Here is a 15,703-nt window from a genome sequence, read left to right on the forward strand (position 1 = left end):
CGGCTCGTCCCGGAACACCCCCTTGCGGTGGATCCACCGGCGCTGCGCGCGAGGTACCGTGCCAGGCATGGCCACGCCCGACCCCGCCCGCCCGCGCCTGCCCGAGCGCGTCAACGCCTGGCTCAACGACCCGGTCGAGCCGCTCTGGGAACGACCCGCCCCGACTGCACAGCAGAGGCGCGCGGACATCGTCGGGACCGCGCTGTTCCTCGCCGTCGCGCTCTTCATGGCCGTGCTCACCTCGAGCATCTCCGCGCCCGAGGACGCGGAGGCGTGGTGGCGCCCGTACGTCGCTCTCACGCTCATGATCGCTCCGCTCGCGGTGCGCCGCGCGTACCCGCTCACCGCGCTCCTCGTCTCGAGCGCACTGTTCGTCGGCCTCGCATACTTCAGCCCGGCCAGCTCCATCAGCCTCGCGTTCCAGACCGCGTACTTCGCGGCGCTCTACGCCGCCGTGGCGTGGTCGCGGGACCGGCGGATGCTGTGGATCGCGATGGGCATGGTGCTGCTCACCATGACGTTGTGGCTCGTCGCCACGCTCACCACCGCCACGGCCTACGACCAGCTGTTCCCCGGGGACGACACGCCTGACGGCCCCATCGCGCCGGTCACCGCAGCCGTGCTCTACACCTCGATCCTCAACCTCGTGTACTTCGGCGGTGCGATCGCGATGGGCCGCTCGTCGTGGCGGTCCGCGCTGCAGCGCGAGCGCCTCGCGGGGCAGGCCGTGCGCATCCGCGAGCAGGCCGGCGAGCTCGCGCGCCGCGCGGTCGTCGACGAGCGGCTGCGGATCGCCCGCGAGCTGCACGACGTCGTCGCGCACCACGTGTCCGTCATCGGCGTGCAGGCGGGCGCAGCCCGCAAGGTCCTCACGCGGAACCCCGAGGCGGCGTCCGACGCGTTGCGCAGCATCGAGGGGTCGAGCCGCAGCGCAGTGGGCGACATGCGGTCCCTGCTCGGGGTGCTGCGCAGCGAGACGGACACGATGCGCGCCGACGACGCGGGCCAGGACGCCTCGGGGAGCCGCTCTCCCGAGCCGGGCCTGCGCAACCTCGACGACCTCGTGGCCGCGCACCGCACCGCCGGTCTGGCGGTGGAGCTCACGATCGTCGAGGAGGCCCCCGGTGACCTCGACGACGTGCCCGCCCCCGTCGCGCTGTCGCTGTACCGGATCGTCCAGGAGTCCGTCTCGAACGTCGCCCGGCACTCGACCGCATCGAGCGCTCGAGTGACGCTGCGGGTCCGCACGTCCGAGGACGGCGCGGGGTGGGTGGAGGCGGAGATCATCGACGACGGCCAGGCACGCCAGGGGACGTCGGGGTCGGGGTACGGGCTGCGTGGCATCCGCGAGCGAGCCCAGCTGCACCACGGTGAGGTGGAGATCGGCCCGCGGGAGGGCGCGACACCCGGGTGGCGCGTCCGGGTGCGGGTGCCGGTGCGGACGGAGGTCGCCGCATGAGCGCCCCGACCACCGGCGGGCCCATCCGGGTGCTGCTCGTCGACGACCACGCCCTCGTGCGGTCCGGGTTCGCGATGGTGCTCTCCGTGGAGGAGGACATCGTCGTCGTGGGCCAGGCGGCCAACGGGCGCGAGGCCCTCGACGTGCTCGCCGAGCACCCGGCCGACGTCGTGCTCATGGACGTCCAGATGCCCGTCATGGACGGGATCGCCGCGACCCAGGAGGTCGTCGCCCGGGGTCTGGCGAAGGTCGTCGTCCTCACGACGTTCGACCGGGACGACTACCTCTTCGACGCGCTCAGGGCTGGCGCCAGCGGGTTCCTGCTGAAGAACGCCGACCCGGACGACCTCATCGACGCGGTGCGGGCCGTCGCGGACGGCAACGCGCTGCTGTCCCCGGAGGTCACCCTCAAGGTCATCGCGCGGCTCGTCGACGGGGAGCCGGGCGCCGTCCCCGAAGGCCCACCCATGGTCGTCCCGGCGGTGGAGGTGCAGGTGGGCGGTCAGGGGGCAGGCCACGTGCCCGTGCCCGACGTGCAGATCGCACCGGCGGTGCGCGCAGCGATCGAGTCCCTCACGCCACGCGAGCGTGAGGTCCTGGGGCTCCTCGCGGAAGGGCTGTCGAACGCGGAGATCGCGACCCGGCTGTGGCTCGGGGAGTCGACCGTCAAGACGTACGTGTCGCACGTCCTGGCCAAGACGGGCTCCCGCGACCGCGTCCAGGCGGTCGTCCTCGCCCATCGCGCGGGCCTGGCCGCTCCCCCGGCGTCCTGACCTCACCTCCTCCGTTCGGAGGAGGTGGGCGTCGGGGACCGCGTCGACGGGCGTCGAGATCTCCGTCGCGCGGTGGAACCGCCGGCCGTCGCGAGTTCCTAGGGTTGAGGTATTCAGCCGTCCGCCCAGGGAAGGATCCCCATGACCAGCCACCCACCCGCACTCGAGGTGCGGAACCTCACCCGCAGGTTCGGCGGCAAGACAGCCGTCGACGACGTCTCGTTCGTCGTCGAGCCGGGCCGCATGACCGGGTTCGTCGGTGCCAACGGTGCCGGCAAGACGACGACCATGCGGATGATCATGGGCGTCCTCACGCTGCACGGCGGCGAGGTCCTCTGGGGCGGGCGCCCGCTCACCGCGGCCGACCGCACGGGCTTCGGATACATGCCCGAGGAGCGCGGCCTCTACCCCAAGCAGGGCATCCTCGACCAGCTCACCTACCTCGGTCAGCTGCGTGGCATGACGCGCAAGGACGCGGCGTCCGAGGCCACGCGCATGCTCGAGCGGTTCGGGCTGGGCGGTCGCCTCAAGGACAAGCTCGAGTCCCTGTCCCTGGGCAACCAGCAGCGCGTGCAGATCACCGCGTCGCTGCTGCACGGCCCCACGGCGCTCATCCTCGACGAGCCGTTCTCGGGTCTCGACCCGGTGGCTGTCGACTCCATGGTCGACCTCCTGCGCGACCGCCTGCGCGAGGGCGTCCCCGTCCTGTTCTCCAGCCACCAGCTCGACCTCGTCGACCGGCTGTGCGACTCGCTCGTCGTGCTGTCCGACGGGAAGATCATGGCGGCCGGCAGCAGCGACGAGCTGCGCTCGCGCGGACCCCGCCGCTTCCGCATCACCACGGCCCCCGACGCCGGGTGGCTGCGTGAGGAGCCCGGCGTCCGCGTGGTCGACGTCGACGGTGCCCGAGCGGTCCTCGAGCTCGACGGCGACGCCACCCGCGACCGGATCCTCGCCACCGCGGTCGAGCGCGGGCTGAGCGAGTTCACGCCCCTCGTCCCCACCCTGTCCGACATCTACCGGGAGGTCACCCGATGAGCGCCCCGACGACCAGCACGCTGTCCACCGCGCCCGGCGCTCCGGGCACCTCCGGCGGATCCGGCACCAGCACGACCGGCCCCGTGAAGAACCCCTGGCTCGTCGTCACGCTGCGCGAGATCACGGTCAAGCTCACCGACCGCAACTTCGTGCTCTCCACCCTCCTCACCCTCGCGATGATCGTCGCGTCGTTCGCCGTCAGCGCCTTCTTCAGCGGCCGGACGACCGACTACACGGTCGCGACGACGTCCGCGGAGAGCCAGGCGATCGTCGCCGCGAGCGCCGACGTCATCGGCGCCGACGACTCGGGCGACACCCTCACGGCGGAGGAGCTGCCCGACGAGGCCGCAGCACGCGCAGCGGTCGAGGACGGCGACGTCGACGCCGCCCTCCTGCCCGCGGACGACGGGTGGATCCTGCTCGGCAAGGACGAGGTGAGCTCGACACTGCGGGGGGCGATCACCGACGCGACCGGCGCCGTAGCGCTCGAGACGAACGCGGCCGCGGCAGGCACGAGCGTCGAGGAGCTCACGGCCGGGACCACCGTCACGACCGAGTTCCTCGAGGGCGACGACGACATGGCCGGCGTGAAGTACCTCGTCGGCGCGGTGTTCGCGTTCCTCTTCTACTTCTCGGCCATCGTCTTCGGCATGGCGATCGCCAACTCGGTGCTCGAGGAGAAGCAGAACCGCGTCGTGGAGATCCTCGCGACCGCGATCCCCATCCGCCAGCTGCTCTACGGCAAGGTCCTCGGCAACTCCCTGCTCGCGTTCGGTCAGATCGCGATCTACGCGATCGTCGCCCTCATCGCCATGAACGTCACCGGGTCGGCGGACGACCTCGGGTGGATCGCGTCGGCCTCCGGCTGGTTCGTCGCGTTCTTCGTCGCCGGGTTCGCGGCCCTCGCGTCCATCTGGGCGGTGCTCGGGTCCCTCGCGAGCCGCAGCGAGGACCTGCAGTCGAACACGGGACCCATCACGGGTGTGCTCGTCGGTGTGCTGCTCATCGGCTTCATCGCCGACGGCTTCTGGCTCGCGGTCGCGTCCTACGTGCCGGTCGTGTCCTCCGTCGCGATGCCGATCAGGCTCCTCGACGGCAACGTCCCGCTGTGGGAGCCGCTCGTCTCGCTCGTCATCACGGCGATCGCCGCGTACCTGCTGCTGCGTCTCGGTGAGCGCGTCTACCAGCGGGCCGTCATGCAGGGAGGGACGGCGCTCAAGTGGCGCCAGGCCCTCAAGCTCGAGGTCTGAGACCCGGCGGCCGTGTGGGCCGCCGTGACGGAGCCCCGGTCAGCCGTGCTGACCGGGGCTCGTCACGCCGCACCCGGCCCGCAGGCGGTCGGCCTCCGCGACGGCCACGTCGGCGTCGGAGAGGCAGGTGTCCTCATGCCCTCACTGCGCCACGGGTGGGAGAGCTCGCACTCGAGTCGCCGCCTCTCGACGCCGAGGTCCCCGTGGGGTCGTGATCAGTCTCCCCGTGGTGGGAGAGGCCGACGAACGCCGCATCGGTGAACAGCGACGTCAGCCTCATCGACGCGCGCACCGCCGCCTCGGGCGACATCGCCGCGAGGCCACGGTTGGCGTGGAGCAGGATGAAGACGTCGCCGGGCGTGAAGTCCGCACGGAGGCCGCCGTCCGCCTTGGCCCGACGGACGAGATCACCGAGCAGGTCGAGCGTCTGCCTGCGCAGCGCCTCGAACGCCGGCAACGCGGGCGCGTTTCCGAGGAAGGCGTCCGCGAACGCAGGGTTCCGGATCTGCTGCGTCGCCACCTCGTCGAGCACCCGCACCAGGCCGCGGCGAGGGTCGGGGTCGGTCAGCGCGTCCTCGAGGAGCGTCGTGCACCCCTCGAGGTCGCCGGTGAAGACCGCCGCGGTCAGCGCGGCGCGCGTCGGGAAGTGCCGGTACAGGGTCGCCGGGGCCAGCCCTGCTGCGCGCGCGACGGTGGTCAACGGCGTGTCGAGGCCCCGTTCTGCGAACACCTGTCGGGCGACGGTCACGAGCCGGTCATGGTTGCGGCGCGCGTCGCGTCTCGCCGATCCGCTCACGTGCCCGCCGTTCCGAGAGATCCCCGCGCTGATCGGTCTCACTTCCATCAAGACGGACGACCTCGAACGTCTCAACTCCTACGGTCATGATGCCCCCACGACGAGGAGACGTCCCCATGAACGACATGCGCGCTGCACGGTTCCACCAGTTCGGCACCCCAGAGGTGTTGCAGATCGACCGCATCCCTGTCCCCGAGCCCGCAGCCGGGGAGGTGCTCGTGCGGGTGGCGGCCGTCTCGGTCAACGGTGGCGAGCTGCTCGACCGTGCTGGTCGGGCCACGCTGCTCCTCGGCCGGACACTGCCCCGGCAGACCGGGCTCGACCTCGTCGGGACCGTCGTCGGGCACGGCCGTGGGGCATCGACCCACACAGCAGGACAGCGGGTGTGGGGCACCGTGCGCGAGAAGGCAGGGTTGTCCAGCGCCGCCGAGTTCGTCGTCGTCCCCGAGGACCACCTGTCCGGCGTCCCGGAGAAGCTCGACGACCACGAGGCCGTCACGCTGCTGGCCGGGGGGACGACAGGCCTGCGGGCGCTGCGTGACGAAGCCCGCATCAAGCCGGGTGAGCGGCTCCTCGTCCGTGGGGCCGCGGGTGGCGTGGGCAGCGTCGTCGTGCAGCTCGGCCGAGCGCTGGGGGCGCACGTGACAGGACTCGCCAGGCCCTCGAGTGCCGACTTCGTGCGAGGGCTCGGCGCCGACGACGTTCTCGACTATGCGACCCCGCCCTCGCGGCTCCCGCGTTTCGACGTCATCATCGACGCGTCCACCGCGGGCAGGCACCTCGCGTACCGGAAGAGGCTCTCCCAGGGTGGGCGGTTCGTCGCCCTCTCGCTCGACCTCGACCACATCCTCCGGGACCTGGGCTCCATGGCGTGGTCCACCGTGCACGGCGCTCAGCGCGTGCGGTTCTTCCGAGGAGCACCGCGGACGGAGATCCTGGCCGAGGTGGCGTCGCTCGCCGACCGGGGGGCCATCCGTCCCGTCCTCGACACCGTGTACCCCCTGGACTCCATCGGCGCAGCGCACCGGCGGCTCGAGTCGGGAGGCGTGCACGGAAAGCTCGTGATCTCGATCGCCTGACCTGCAGAGCGTGGTCCGCGCAGGCGCTCAGTAGTCGGTGCGTGTCGCCGAGGCCAGCCAGGCGTCGAAGGGGGCCGCGGCCCGCGGGAGGACCATGCCCTCGACGGGGGCAGGCCACGTAGAGCGGTCCCTCGCGAACAGCTCGTAGAACTCGAGGTCGTCGAACCCGCCGCGGGCCGCGTCGTGCCGGTCCGCGGCGAAGACGACGCGGTCGAGGCGGGCCCACAACGCCGCCGCGAGGCACATGGGGCACGGCTCGCAGGACGTGTAGAGGGTCGCGCCCGCGAGGGAGAACGTCCCCTCGGCCGTGCACGCGGAGCGGATGGCCGTGACCTCGGCGTGCGCGGTCGGGTCGTTGTCCCGCGTGACGTGGTTCTGTCCGAAGGCGACGAGCTGACCGTCGCGGACGATCACGGCGCCGAACGGCCCGCCGCCCTCCTTGACGTTGCTCACCGCGAGCGAGAGCGTGTGGGCGAGCCACTGCTCGTCGGTGATCGGCGCCAGCTCGTCGGTGATCGGCGCCAGCTCCTCGGCGCTCATGCGAGCCCCGCCGAGGCGTCCCACGCGGTGCCCGCGTCGGGTGCGTCGTCGCGCGTGACCGTCGCTTGGATGAGACCGTACGGCCGGTCCGCCGCATAGAACACCTCACCGTGGTTCTCGACGCCGAAGGGCGTGAGGTCGCTGAGGAAGTGGTGCTTGTTCGGGGCGGCGAGCCGGATCTCCGCGATCTCGGGGTACGCCTCGAGGACAGCCCGACCCATGTGCCACAGCGTCTGCTGGAGGGCGAGGGAGTGCACGGTCGCGAACTTCCGCACGAGGATCGCGCGGACCGCGGCGTACACGTGGTTCCAGTCGTCCCGCTCGACGGCGTCGCTCGCGAACCGCCAGCGGGCGACGAGCGACGTCGCCATGACACGGTCGGTCACCTCGGGGAGCGTCGTGTACTCGTCGGTGAGGAAGCCGTGGAACTCCGAGCCCGTGGACTTGAGGACGACGAGGTCCTTGAGGCCCCCGATGACGTGGGCGCGCTGCGCGCCGTCGGGCAGTGTCTCGACCGTGACGGCCGCGGTGCGGACCTCGGTGCCGGAGCGCACCCACGTGTGGTCGTGCTCCGTGCCGTCGATGACGACGCGGTCCCACAGGTGCTGCTCGATCTCGATGCGGGCGCCCACGACGGGTGCGACGTCGTCGACGAAGTGCCGGGCGAGCGCGAGCCCGTACGTCTCGATCGACGCGATGCCGACGCTCTTGGCGTAGGCGAACGCCGTGTTCTTCTGCGAGTCCGTCGGGAGGACGTCCTTCTGGTCGCCCACGAGGTAGGCCGCCGAGAAGTCTCCCCGCAGGGCGGTCGTCACGGACAGGTCCGTGATCTCGTGTCGGGGGGTGTCGCGGGTGAGCCGCACGACGCGGCTCTCCGCCTTGCCGTACTGGGTGTCTCCGAGGACGATCGTCATGCGCCGAGGCTGACAGGCCGGTGTGACCGGGGTGTCAGGAGGGTGTGACCCCTGTGTTTCAGGGCTGCGCGAGCTCGACGGCTGGGCGGTCGAGCAGACGTCCGGTCGGCAGCCGCGCCCCGTCCGCGCCAGCCCCGTCCGCGCCAGCCCCGTCCGCGCCAGCCCCGTCCGCGCCAGCCCCGTCCGCGGCGAACACCTGCTGGCCCCGCAGCCACGTCCCGTGCACGACGCCGTGCAGGTCCCGCGCGTCGTAGGCCGTCACCGGGTTGCGGTGCTCGAGCCGGGTCGCGTCGACGCGGAACGACGCGTCGGGGGCGAACGCGACGAGGTCGGCGTCCGCTCCGACGGCGATACGTCCCTTGCGGCCGGGGGTCGTCGGCGCGGTCGCCGCACCGCTGCCCAGCCCGACGAGGTCCGCCGTGGCCGACGACATCCACCGCACGACGTCGTCGAGCGCGAGCCCGCGGCGTCGGGCCTCGGTCCACACGGCCGGCAGGCCGAGCTGCAGCCCGGCGATCCCGCCCCAGGCGACCCCGAAGTCCCCGTGCCCGGGCTCGGCGCCGCCGTACTTGAGGTCGACCGTGCTCGGGGAGTGGTCGCTGACGATGCAGTCGATGGTCCCGTCGACGAGGCCGGCCCACAGCAGGTCCCGGTTCGCGTCGTCGCGGATGGGTGGGCAGCACTTGAACTGGGTGCCGCCGTCGGGCACGTCCGCGGCGGCGAGCGTGAGGTAGTGCGGGCAGGTCTCCACCGTGAGGTGCAGGCCCTCTCCCTTCGCTGCGCGGATCTGCGGGAGCGCGTCGGCGGCGGACAGGTGAAGGATGTGCGCCCGGCCGCCGTAGCGGCGCAGGCCCTCGATGACGTCGCCGATGGCGGCGGTCTCCGCCGCCGGGGGCCGGGAGGCGACGAAGTGCGCGTAGACGCGCCCGTCGACGTCCGGAGCGGCCTCGTGGGCGTCGAGCACGCCGGGGTCTTCGGCGTGCACGATGAGCAGGGCGCCGTCCGGCCCCAGCCCGGCGAGCTCGGCCTGCGCGGCCCACAGCTGGTCACGGTCGAGGTGCTCGAACTCGTCGACGCCCGAGGGCGCGAGGAAGCACTTGAAGCCGAGCACCCCGGCGTCGTGCAGGGCGGCGAGGGAGCCGAGGTTCTGCGGGACGGCCCCGCCCCAGAACGCGACGTCGACGGCTACGCGGCCGTCCGCCGCGGCGCGCTTCACCGCGAGTGCAGCCGGGTCGGTCGTCGCGGGGACGGAGTTGAGCGGCATGTCGACGAACGTCGTCACTCCCCCGGCGGCCGCGGCGCGGGTCGCGGACACGAACCCCTCCCACTCGGTGCGGCCGGGCTCGTTGACGTGGACGTGGGTGTCGACGACGCCGGGCAGCAGCACCTGGTCGTCCGGGAGCGTGACGTCCTGCACGGCGTCGAGGACGGCACCGCGGTCGGTGACGAGCGCGACGACGCCAGCGCGCACCGCGACCGCCGCCGGGCGCGGACCTGCGGGAGTGTGCACGGCGGTGCTGCGGATGACGAGGTCGAAACGTGGGGGATACACGGGCGTCCTAACGTGGGACCGCACCCGGTCGGTCGGCCGGGATGCCACGGTCTCAGGTGCGTGTAACGCCCCTGTGAACGGCGGACGACAGGGGGAATCGTGCTCGACATCGCTGCTGCGCTCCTGGGACTCGTCGCCGACGGCCGCCGCGTCGCGGTGGCCACGGTCGTCGCCGTGCACGGCAGCGCGCCGCGGCCCGCGGGGGCCTCGATGGCGGTCTCCGACGACGGCGCGGTGGTGGGCAGCGTGTCCGGCGGGTGCGTGGAGGGCGCGGTGTACGACCTCGCGCTCGACGTCCTCGCGACCGGGCGGGCGGTGCGGCAACGCTTCGGCATCAGCGACGAGGCCGCGATCGCGGTGGGCCTCACGTGCGGCGGCTCGATCGACGTCCTCGTCGCCCTGCTGCCCGACGACGACGCGACCCTCGGGCAGCTGCGCTCGGCCGCGCGGGGGCGGGGGGCGCGGGTCGCCGTCGTCGCGGGTGGGCCGGGGGACGACGCTGACCGCGTGGGGCGGGCGATCCCTGCCGGCGCGATGGGCGCCGACCGGCCCTGCGTGACCGGGCTCGTGCTCGTCGGGACGGGGCCGGGGACGGTCGAGGTGTTCCACGAGGTGCTCCGGCCACCGGCGCGGATGGTGGTGTGCGGGGCCAACGACTTCGCCGTCGCGCTCACGGCGGCCGGGGCGCTCGTCGGGTACACGGTCACGGTGTGCGACGCCCGTCCCGTCTTCGCGCGGCCCGAGCGCTTCCCCGGCGCGGACGAGGTCGTCGTGGCCTGGCCGCACCGGTACCTCCAGGGCGAGCTCGCCGCCGGGCGGCTCGACGAGCGCAGCGTCGTGTGCGTCCTCGCGCACGACCCCAAGTTCGAGGTCCCCTTGCTCGTCGCGGCCCTGCGGATGCCGCTCGCCTACGTGGGCGCGATGGGCTCGCGGCGGACGCACGAGACCCGTGAGACGGCGCTGCGGGAGGCGGGCCTCACGCAGGACGAGCTCGCACGGCTGCACTCACCGATCGGGCTCGACCTCGGGGGGAGCACCCCGCAGGAGACGGCGGTGGCGATCCTCGCCGAGGTCCTGCTCGCCCGGACGGGCGGGACAGGGCTCTCGCTGCGCGACGTCGGCGGGCCGGTCCACCGCGGGGCCACCCCGACCCGGTGACCCTGCGGGGCCGGTGACGCCGTCGGGCGACTGTGATCAGAGCTGGGCTCCCCACTCGTCGGCGAGGAGCGCGTACCCGATGGCATCGATCCACCCCAGGTCACGGTGGAAGGAGTCACGCACGGCGTAGATCTCCCGGCGCATCCCCACCCGCTCGGCAAGTCGGCAGGAGAGCTCGTTCGCGGCGAACACGTCGGCGACCACCCGGTGGACACGCAGGTCGTCGAAGCAGAGCCGGAGGAGCTCCCGCACCGCCTCCGTCGCATACCCCTGCCCCCCGAGGTCCGGGTGCAGGGCCCACCCGATCACGGCCTGCTGCCCTCTGGCCTGGTCCGCCACCTCGCGCTGGGCCCAGGCGTCCACCACCCGGACCATGAGGTCCCCGATGATGTGCCCGTCGAGCTCGATGACGAGGAGATCACTCAGGCGGCTGCCGAGAAGGTCACGCCAGTCGGCCTGGTCCGCGGGGTGCCAGGCTCCCCACCGGCCGACGTCCTCCCGCTGGCGGTAGGCCCACATGGCGTCCTCGTCGGCCATGGTCACCCGGCGGAGCGTGAGACGTTCGGTGCGGAGCGGCCACGACACGTCGTCGAGCGGGGTGTGGGCATTCTGGTGGTTTTCGGTCACAGACCAGGATGGTACGTGGCGAGCTGCCGCTGCGGATCGGGTGGCGCGAGCGCGCGCCGCCCGACGATGAGACTGATGCCCAGGGATCGCAGACCTGCGCGACGATGTCCGCTGTGACCGACTCCTCCCCCGCTGACCGGCCCGTCCCCCCGCCCACCCCACGGCGCTCTCGGCACCGCTGGCTGATCGGCGGCGCCGCGCTGCTGCTCGTCGCGGCCCTGCTCGCGGGCGGGGTCTACCTGTGGGCGCCCCACCACCGCCCGGCGCTGCGCGACGGCGAGGTGTTCGGCGTCGACGTGAGCCACCACCAGGGCACGATCGACTGGGACGCGGTCGCCGGGGACGACATCACCTTCGCCTACCTCAAGGCGAGCGAGGGCACGACGTTCCTCGACCGCCGGTTCGTCGAGAACTGGTCCGGAGCGGACGACGCCGGCATCGCTCGCGGCGCCTACCACTTCTTCACGCTGTGCGACCCGGGCGCCGAGCAGGCCGAGCACTTCCTGCGGACCGCTCCCCCAGAACCGGGTGCGCTGCCGCCCGCGGTGGACCTCGAGCTCGCCGGGAACTGCAGCGCCCGACCGCCCGCGGACGAGGTGAACGCCGAGCTCGACGCGTTCCTCGCCGTCGTCGAGGAGGCCTGGGGCACGGACACGCTGCTCTATGTGGGTGCGGACTGGGAGGGCGAGTACCCGGTGCTCGAGCGCTCCGACCGCCCGTCGTGGCTCGTGAGCTTCGTCGGCCGGCCGGACTCCACCTGGACGGTGTGGCAGCTGTCCTGGTGGGGCACTGTCGACGGGGTCGACGGGCGTGTCGACGTGGACGTCGCGCGGCTGGACGAGCTTCAGCGCGAGTGAGCGCCCACCTCGCTAGGCTGCCCGGATGCCAGTCCTGAGCGAGCTCCTCCCTCGATCGACGCCGGCCGCCGCCGGAGTCTCGTCGCGCGCAGTCTCCGCCGTGCTGGACCGGCTCCAGGCTCACGACGTGGAGTGCCACTCCCTCATGATCGCCCGGCACGGCACCGTCGTCGCCGAGGGTTGGTGGGCCCCGTACTCGGCCGAGCGCCCGCACCTCCTGTACTCCCTGACGAAGTCGTTCACCTCGGTCGCCGTGGGCTTCGCCGTGAACGACGGGTTACTCGCGCTCGATGACCGGGTGGTCGACGTCCTGCCCGACCACGTGCCGGACGACATCTCGGAGCAGGGCCGGCGCCTCACGGTCCACCACCTGCTGTCCATGACGACCGGCCATGTCGCGGACAGCCTCGAGGAAGCGTGGCGACTGGAGCCGCGCGACCTCGTCGCAGGCTTCCTCCGCGTCCCGGCCCTGGCACCCGAGGGAGAAGGGCACAGCTACGACAACTCGACGACCTTCGTCCTGGCGCGCATGGTGGAGCGCGTCACGGGCCGCAGCCTCCCGGAGTTGCTCGACGAGCGACTCTTCGCACCCATGGGCATCGAGCACGCCGAGTGGGACCGGGTGGGGAGCGGCGCTGTCTACGGGTTCCACGGACTGCACCTGACGACCGAGGCGGTCATCGCCTTCGGGGAGCTGATGCTGCGTGCTGGCCGCTGGGGCCACCGTCAGCTCGTGCCCCGCGAGTGGGTGGAGCTCGCGACACGTCGGCACGCCGACAGCTTGTGGTCGAAGGACGACGGGTCGGACTCCACGGACTTCCTCTGCGGCTACGGGTACCAGTTCTGGATGTCGCGGCACGGGTACCACGGGCATGGTGCGTTCGGTCAGCAGTGCGTGGTGGTCCCGGCGCACGACCTCGTCGTCGCCGTGACCGCGGAGGGGGACGCGCAGGTCGTCCTCGACGCCCTCTGGGAGTGCCTGCTCCCCGGGCTCGACGACACGAGCAGCGCCGAGGACGACGAGGCCCTCGCCGGGCGCCTGCGCCGACTGTCGCTCGCCCCGGTCTCCGGCTCGTCCGACGACGGGCGCTCCGTCCGGGCACGGCTCGACGGCACAGCCGAGAGCTCACCGCTGCCTCACGGGACCGCGGTGGTGATCGGCCCTGCCGACCGCGGGTGGGTGGTGGACCTCGGGACGATGCGCATCGACGTGGGCCACTGCGAATGGCGGGAGAGCTCACCGCTGGGACGCCCTGTCATGGCGTCCGGCGGTTGGCAGGGCGACATCTTCGTCGCCGACCTGCGCATCGTCACCACCCCGCACCGCGTCCGGCTGACGGTCGACGCCGCGACCGGCTCCGCCCTCGCGACGTGGAGCACCGTGCCCCTGACGACCCCGCGCCTGGAGCTGCACCTGCGGTCACCCATGGTCACCCGGCCAGAGTTCGCGTAGGCGGAGGCATCATGAGCAACCAGCCCCTCAGCCGCACGGGAGACGCGCTATGAACGCGTAGCTCGGAGAAGGGCGTCGCGCACCTCGACAAGCCCCACGAGACCGCCCTCCTGCTCGGCACGCACCTGCGGATGAATCCGATCCGATGCCATGATCTGCCGGGTCACATCGATAGCACCCTGCAGCTGGGTCAGGACGAACGTGACATCCGCATCGTCCAGCTCGATGTCGAGCTCGGCTTCCCTGGGAGGCCAGCCGACGAGACCCTGGCCACGGAGCGGGTGCGCGGCACTCAGCGCCCACCCACGTTCGCGCAGCGACCTGGCGCGGCCGACGACATCGTCATCAGCCATGCCTGAGTGGATCTCGTTGGAGATCGCGTTATCCAGGACCGAATCAATGACGAGCCATACGCCGACAGACATCACGGCGTCGAGAGTAGCAATTCGCCCATCTCGCCTTCTCGAGCGGTGTGCGGAGGAGCGATCGACGCTGGACGTCTGCGATCGTGGCTGGATGAGTAGTCGTCTCACCCTGCGTGAACTCGTCCCGTGCGATGCTCGAACGCTCGGCCGGTGGCAGACCGACCCGACGTTCGCCGCCCACGCCGAGTGGCGCGCGAGCTCTGAGAGCGCTGCCCAGGAGTGGTGGAGCACCAGCATCGCCGACCCGGACGCGCTGCTTCGGCGCCTCGGAGTGGTCGAAGCGGGAGTACTCGTCGGCTTCGTCGACCTGCACGGCAGCGGCGCAGACGAGCGGGAGCTGGGGTACGTCATCGGCCCGTCCTCCCGGTGGGGCCGCGGGTTGGCGACCGCCGCGGCGAGAGCAGGCGTCGCCTACGGGTTCCAGCAGCTCGGCCTACGTCGCATCTGGGCCGAGGCCGTCGCGGCGAACCTCGCATCGATCCGGGTCCTGGAGAAGACCGGCCTTCACCCCATCGGCCGTGGCGAGGCTGCGACCTTCCTCGGCCAGGACTCCCACTACGAACGGTTCGAGCTCCTTCACCCGGACTGGAGCACTACTCCGCGAGGGGATCACCCGTGAGATGGCAAGAACGCTTCCGTACGGTCGTCGCGATGTGGATCTTCGTCGGGCTGATCGGTGGCCCGTTCATGATCCTCATGGGCGTCGCCGCGTTCAGCGGGGTCGGGCCGTTCCAGGAGCGCACGACCGTCAGCGCTGCCGCGCACTTCGCGCCGGGGCAGGAGCTCAAGGTCAGCGGTAAGGATGGGGCCGGGCTTCGCCCGGGAGACTTCATGGTCCTGGCCCACCCGTCGAGCGTCGAACCGCCCACGGTCGAGTGCACGTGGAAGTCCCGCGTCTACACCACGGGCGAGCAGCGGTCCGGCAGTCTCGAGCCCGTTGCGGTGGAAGGTACGGCGTCCGTGGTCGTCGATGCGGGCGACGGCCTGGAGTACCGGCCGGTGATGACGACGGCGCGCGGCTCAGGGTGGATGGAGCCCGAGTACCTCACCTGCACCGGGGAAGGTGTCCAGTCGTTCGCCGTCGCCGAGGACGACGGCATGTCCGACACGGTCCGGACGGCTGCGGGCGTCGGTGCGGTCCTCTTCGGGGTGCTCGTCACCGCCCTGGGCTTCGGCGCCCTCAAGCTGACGCGGCACTGGTCGCGGCAGAGGGCACCTCAGTCCGTGTCGTCACCCAGGGCCTGAGAGGTCTTTGAGGTGTACAGGTCGACCAGGTCGTCGTACCCGTCCCAGAAGTCCTCGATCAGCAGGCCGCGGCCGCTCAGGTGTGCGTGGAGGTACTCGAGGTGGCGGTGCCACCCAGCGGCATAGGACACCGGGTCCTCCAGCTCCTCGTGGTGCAGTGTCAACGTCGAGGTGGCGGCCGTCGCGTCGCTGAGGGCGAAGGTCACCCGGCTGGGGCGCTCCTCCGGGAAGTCCCACGTCAAGGTCAACAGCTGTCCGGGGCTCCACTGCTCCACCACGTGCTCGGAGCGGACCTCGTCGTCGTGCCACAAGGCGAACCGGGCGCCCCCGGTGAGGGAGTCGACGCTCAGGCGGCCGAGCCACTGGCTCGTCCGCGGACTCGAGGTCAGTGCGTCCCACGCCTCGTTCGAGGACGCTGGAAGCTCGACCCGCAGCCGCACGTCGGACGTAGCCGTCCCGGCGTGGCCGGTGATCGTCGGTGTCTGCATCCGGCCGATCGTGCCCGATCGGTACGCCTCCGACATGACGACCCGCCGC

Annotated in this window: 17 protein-coding genes; 10 read left to right on the forward strand and 7 right to left on the reverse strand. The window is 72.1% G+C overall.

Annotated elements, in window-relative coordinates:
- Positions 1-67 precede the first annotated feature (67 nt).
- The 4 genes from AC2AXK_RS01960 to AC2AXK_RS01975 all read left to right on the forward strand — a co-directional run bounded on the left by AC2AXK_RS01960 (position 68) and on the right by AC2AXK_RS01975 (position 4,520).
- A complete protein-coding gene (locus tag AC2AXK_RS01960) occupies positions 68-1,459 on the forward strand; it encodes a sensor histidine kinase (protein ID WP_484343651.1) in 1,392 nt (463 codons plus the stop codon).
- Positions 1,456-2,232: a response regulator gene (locus AC2AXK_RS01965; RefSeq protein ID WP_484343652.1), complete on the forward strand. Its 777-nt coding sequence runs from the start codon at positions 1,456-1,458 to the stop codon at positions 2,230-2,232. Before AC2AXK_RS01960 ends, AC2AXK_RS01965 begins: the two co-directional genes overlap by 4 nt.
- 141 nt (positions 2,233-2,373) lie before the next feature.
- A complete protein-coding gene (locus tag AC2AXK_RS01970; RefSeq protein WP_484343653.1) occupies positions 2,374-3,270 on the forward strand; it encodes an ABC transporter ATP-binding protein in 897 nt (298 codons plus the stop codon).
- Entirely contained in the window at positions 3,267-4,520 is a 1,254-nt protein-coding gene (locus AC2AXK_RS01975; protein WP_484343654.1) for an ABC transporter permease, read from the forward strand. Before AC2AXK_RS01970 ends, AC2AXK_RS01975 begins: the two co-directional genes overlap by 4 nt.
- A gap of 133 nt (positions 4,521-4,653) precedes the next feature.
- Here AC2AXK_RS01975 and AC2AXK_RS01980 read toward each other — a convergent pair whose 3' ends face one another.
- Entirely contained in the window at positions 4,654-5,268 is a 615-nt protein-coding gene (locus AC2AXK_RS01980; RefSeq protein WP_484343655.1) for a TetR/AcrR family transcriptional regulator, read from the reverse strand.
- Between the two features lie 164 nt (positions 5,269-5,432).
- Between AC2AXK_RS01980 and AC2AXK_RS01985 the strand changes: the two genes are divergently transcribed.
- Positions 5,433-6,395 carry an NAD(P)-dependent alcohol dehydrogenase gene (locus AC2AXK_RS01985; protein ID WP_484343656.1) on the forward strand — a complete coding sequence of 321 codons (963 nt, stop codon included), beginning with the start codon at positions 5,433-5,435 and terminating at the stop codon, positions 6,393-6,395.
- A gap of 27 nt (positions 6,396-6,422) precedes the next feature.
- On the opposite strand, the gene AC2AXK_RS01990 is transcribed toward AC2AXK_RS01985, so the two are convergent.
- The 3 genes from AC2AXK_RS01990 to allB are packed head-to-tail and all read right to left on the reverse strand — an operon-like array spanning position 6,423 to position 9,401.
- On the reverse strand, positions 6,423-6,935 hold the full coding sequence (locus tag AC2AXK_RS01990) for a nucleoside deaminase (RefSeq protein ID WP_484343657.1): 513 nt from the start codon (positions 6,933-6,935) through the stop codon (positions 6,423-6,425).
- Positions 6,932-7,849 (reverse strand): factor-independent urate hydroxylase, encoded by a 918-nt coding sequence (gene pucL, locus AC2AXK_RS01995; protein WP_484343658.1) that lies wholly within the window; start codon positions 7,847-7,849, stop codon positions 6,932-6,934. The genes AC2AXK_RS01990 and pucL overlap by 4 nt, the downstream gene beginning before the upstream one ends.
- Positions 7,850-7,907: 58 nt before the next feature.
- Positions 7,908-9,401, reverse strand: coding sequence for an allantoinase AllB (gene allB / locus AC2AXK_RS02000; protein ID WP_484343659.1), 1,494 nt, complete (start codon positions 9,399-9,401; stop codon positions 7,908-7,910).
- A gap of 99 nt (positions 9,402-9,500) precedes the next feature.
- Between allB and AC2AXK_RS02005 the strand changes: the two genes are divergently transcribed.
- Positions 9,501-10,559, forward strand: coding sequence for an XdhC family protein (locus AC2AXK_RS02005; RefSeq protein ID WP_484343660.1), 1,059 nt, complete (start codon positions 9,501-9,503; stop codon positions 10,557-10,559).
- A 36-nt stretch (positions 10,560-10,595) separates the two neighbouring features.
- On the opposite strand, the gene AC2AXK_RS02010 is transcribed toward AC2AXK_RS02005, so the two are convergent.
- Positions 10,596-11,186, reverse strand: coding sequence for a GNAT family N-acetyltransferase (locus AC2AXK_RS02010; protein WP_484343661.1), 591 nt, complete (start codon positions 11,184-11,186; stop codon positions 10,596-10,598).
- A gap of 113 nt (positions 11,187-11,299) precedes the next feature.
- On the opposite strand from AC2AXK_RS02010, the gene AC2AXK_RS02015 reads away from it, so the two are divergent.
- Together AC2AXK_RS02015 and AC2AXK_RS02020 are read left to right on the forward strand one after the other, a co-directional pair.
- The gene (locus tag AC2AXK_RS02015) at positions 11,300-12,043 is read left to right on the forward strand and encodes a GH25 family lysozyme (protein ID WP_484343662.1); all 744 of its coding nucleotides are present in this window, start codon (positions 11,300-11,302) and stop codon (positions 12,041-12,043) included.
- Positions 12,044-12,068: 25 nt separating this feature from the next.
- Complete coding sequence (locus tag AC2AXK_RS02020) at positions 12,069-13,496, forward strand: serine hydrolase domain-containing protein (RefSeq protein ID WP_484343663.1); 1,428 nt, start codon at positions 12,069-12,071, stop codon at positions 13,494-13,496.
- A 47-nt stretch (positions 13,497-13,543) separates the two neighbouring features.
- Here the strand turns inward: AC2AXK_RS02020 and AC2AXK_RS02025 are convergent, their stop codons facing one another.
- Entirely contained in the window at positions 13,544-13,924 is a 381-nt protein-coding gene (locus tag AC2AXK_RS02025; RefSeq protein WP_484343664.1) for a hypothetical protein, read from the reverse strand.
- An 88-nt stretch (positions 13,925-14,012) separates the two neighbouring features.
- Here AC2AXK_RS02025 and AC2AXK_RS02030 point away from each other — a divergent pair, with 88 nt between their 5' ends.
- Both AC2AXK_RS02030 and AC2AXK_RS02035 read left to right on the forward strand, forming a co-directional pair.
- Positions 14,013-14,540, forward strand: a complete 528-nt coding sequence (locus AC2AXK_RS02030) for a GNAT family N-acetyltransferase (protein WP_484343665.1) — start codon at positions 14,013-14,015, stop codon at positions 14,538-14,540.
- Positions 14,537-15,166 carry a hypothetical protein gene (locus tag AC2AXK_RS02035; protein WP_484343666.1) on the forward strand — a complete coding sequence of 210 codons (630 nt, stop codon included), beginning with the start codon at positions 14,537-14,539 and terminating at the stop codon, positions 15,164-15,166. The genes AC2AXK_RS02030 and AC2AXK_RS02035 overlap by 4 nt, the downstream gene beginning before the upstream one ends.
- On the opposite strand, the gene AC2AXK_RS02040 is transcribed toward AC2AXK_RS02035, so the two are convergent.
- Positions 15,139-15,654 (reverse strand): SRPBCC domain-containing protein, encoded by a 516-nt coding sequence (locus AC2AXK_RS02040; protein WP_484343667.1) that lies wholly within the window; start codon positions 15,652-15,654, stop codon positions 15,139-15,141. The two genes, AC2AXK_RS02035 and AC2AXK_RS02040, sit on opposite strands and share 28 nt — an antisense overlap.
- Positions 15,655-15,703: the final 49 nt, after the last annotated feature.

It is taken from the genome of Sanguibacter sp. Z6_81, assembly GCF_057180625.1.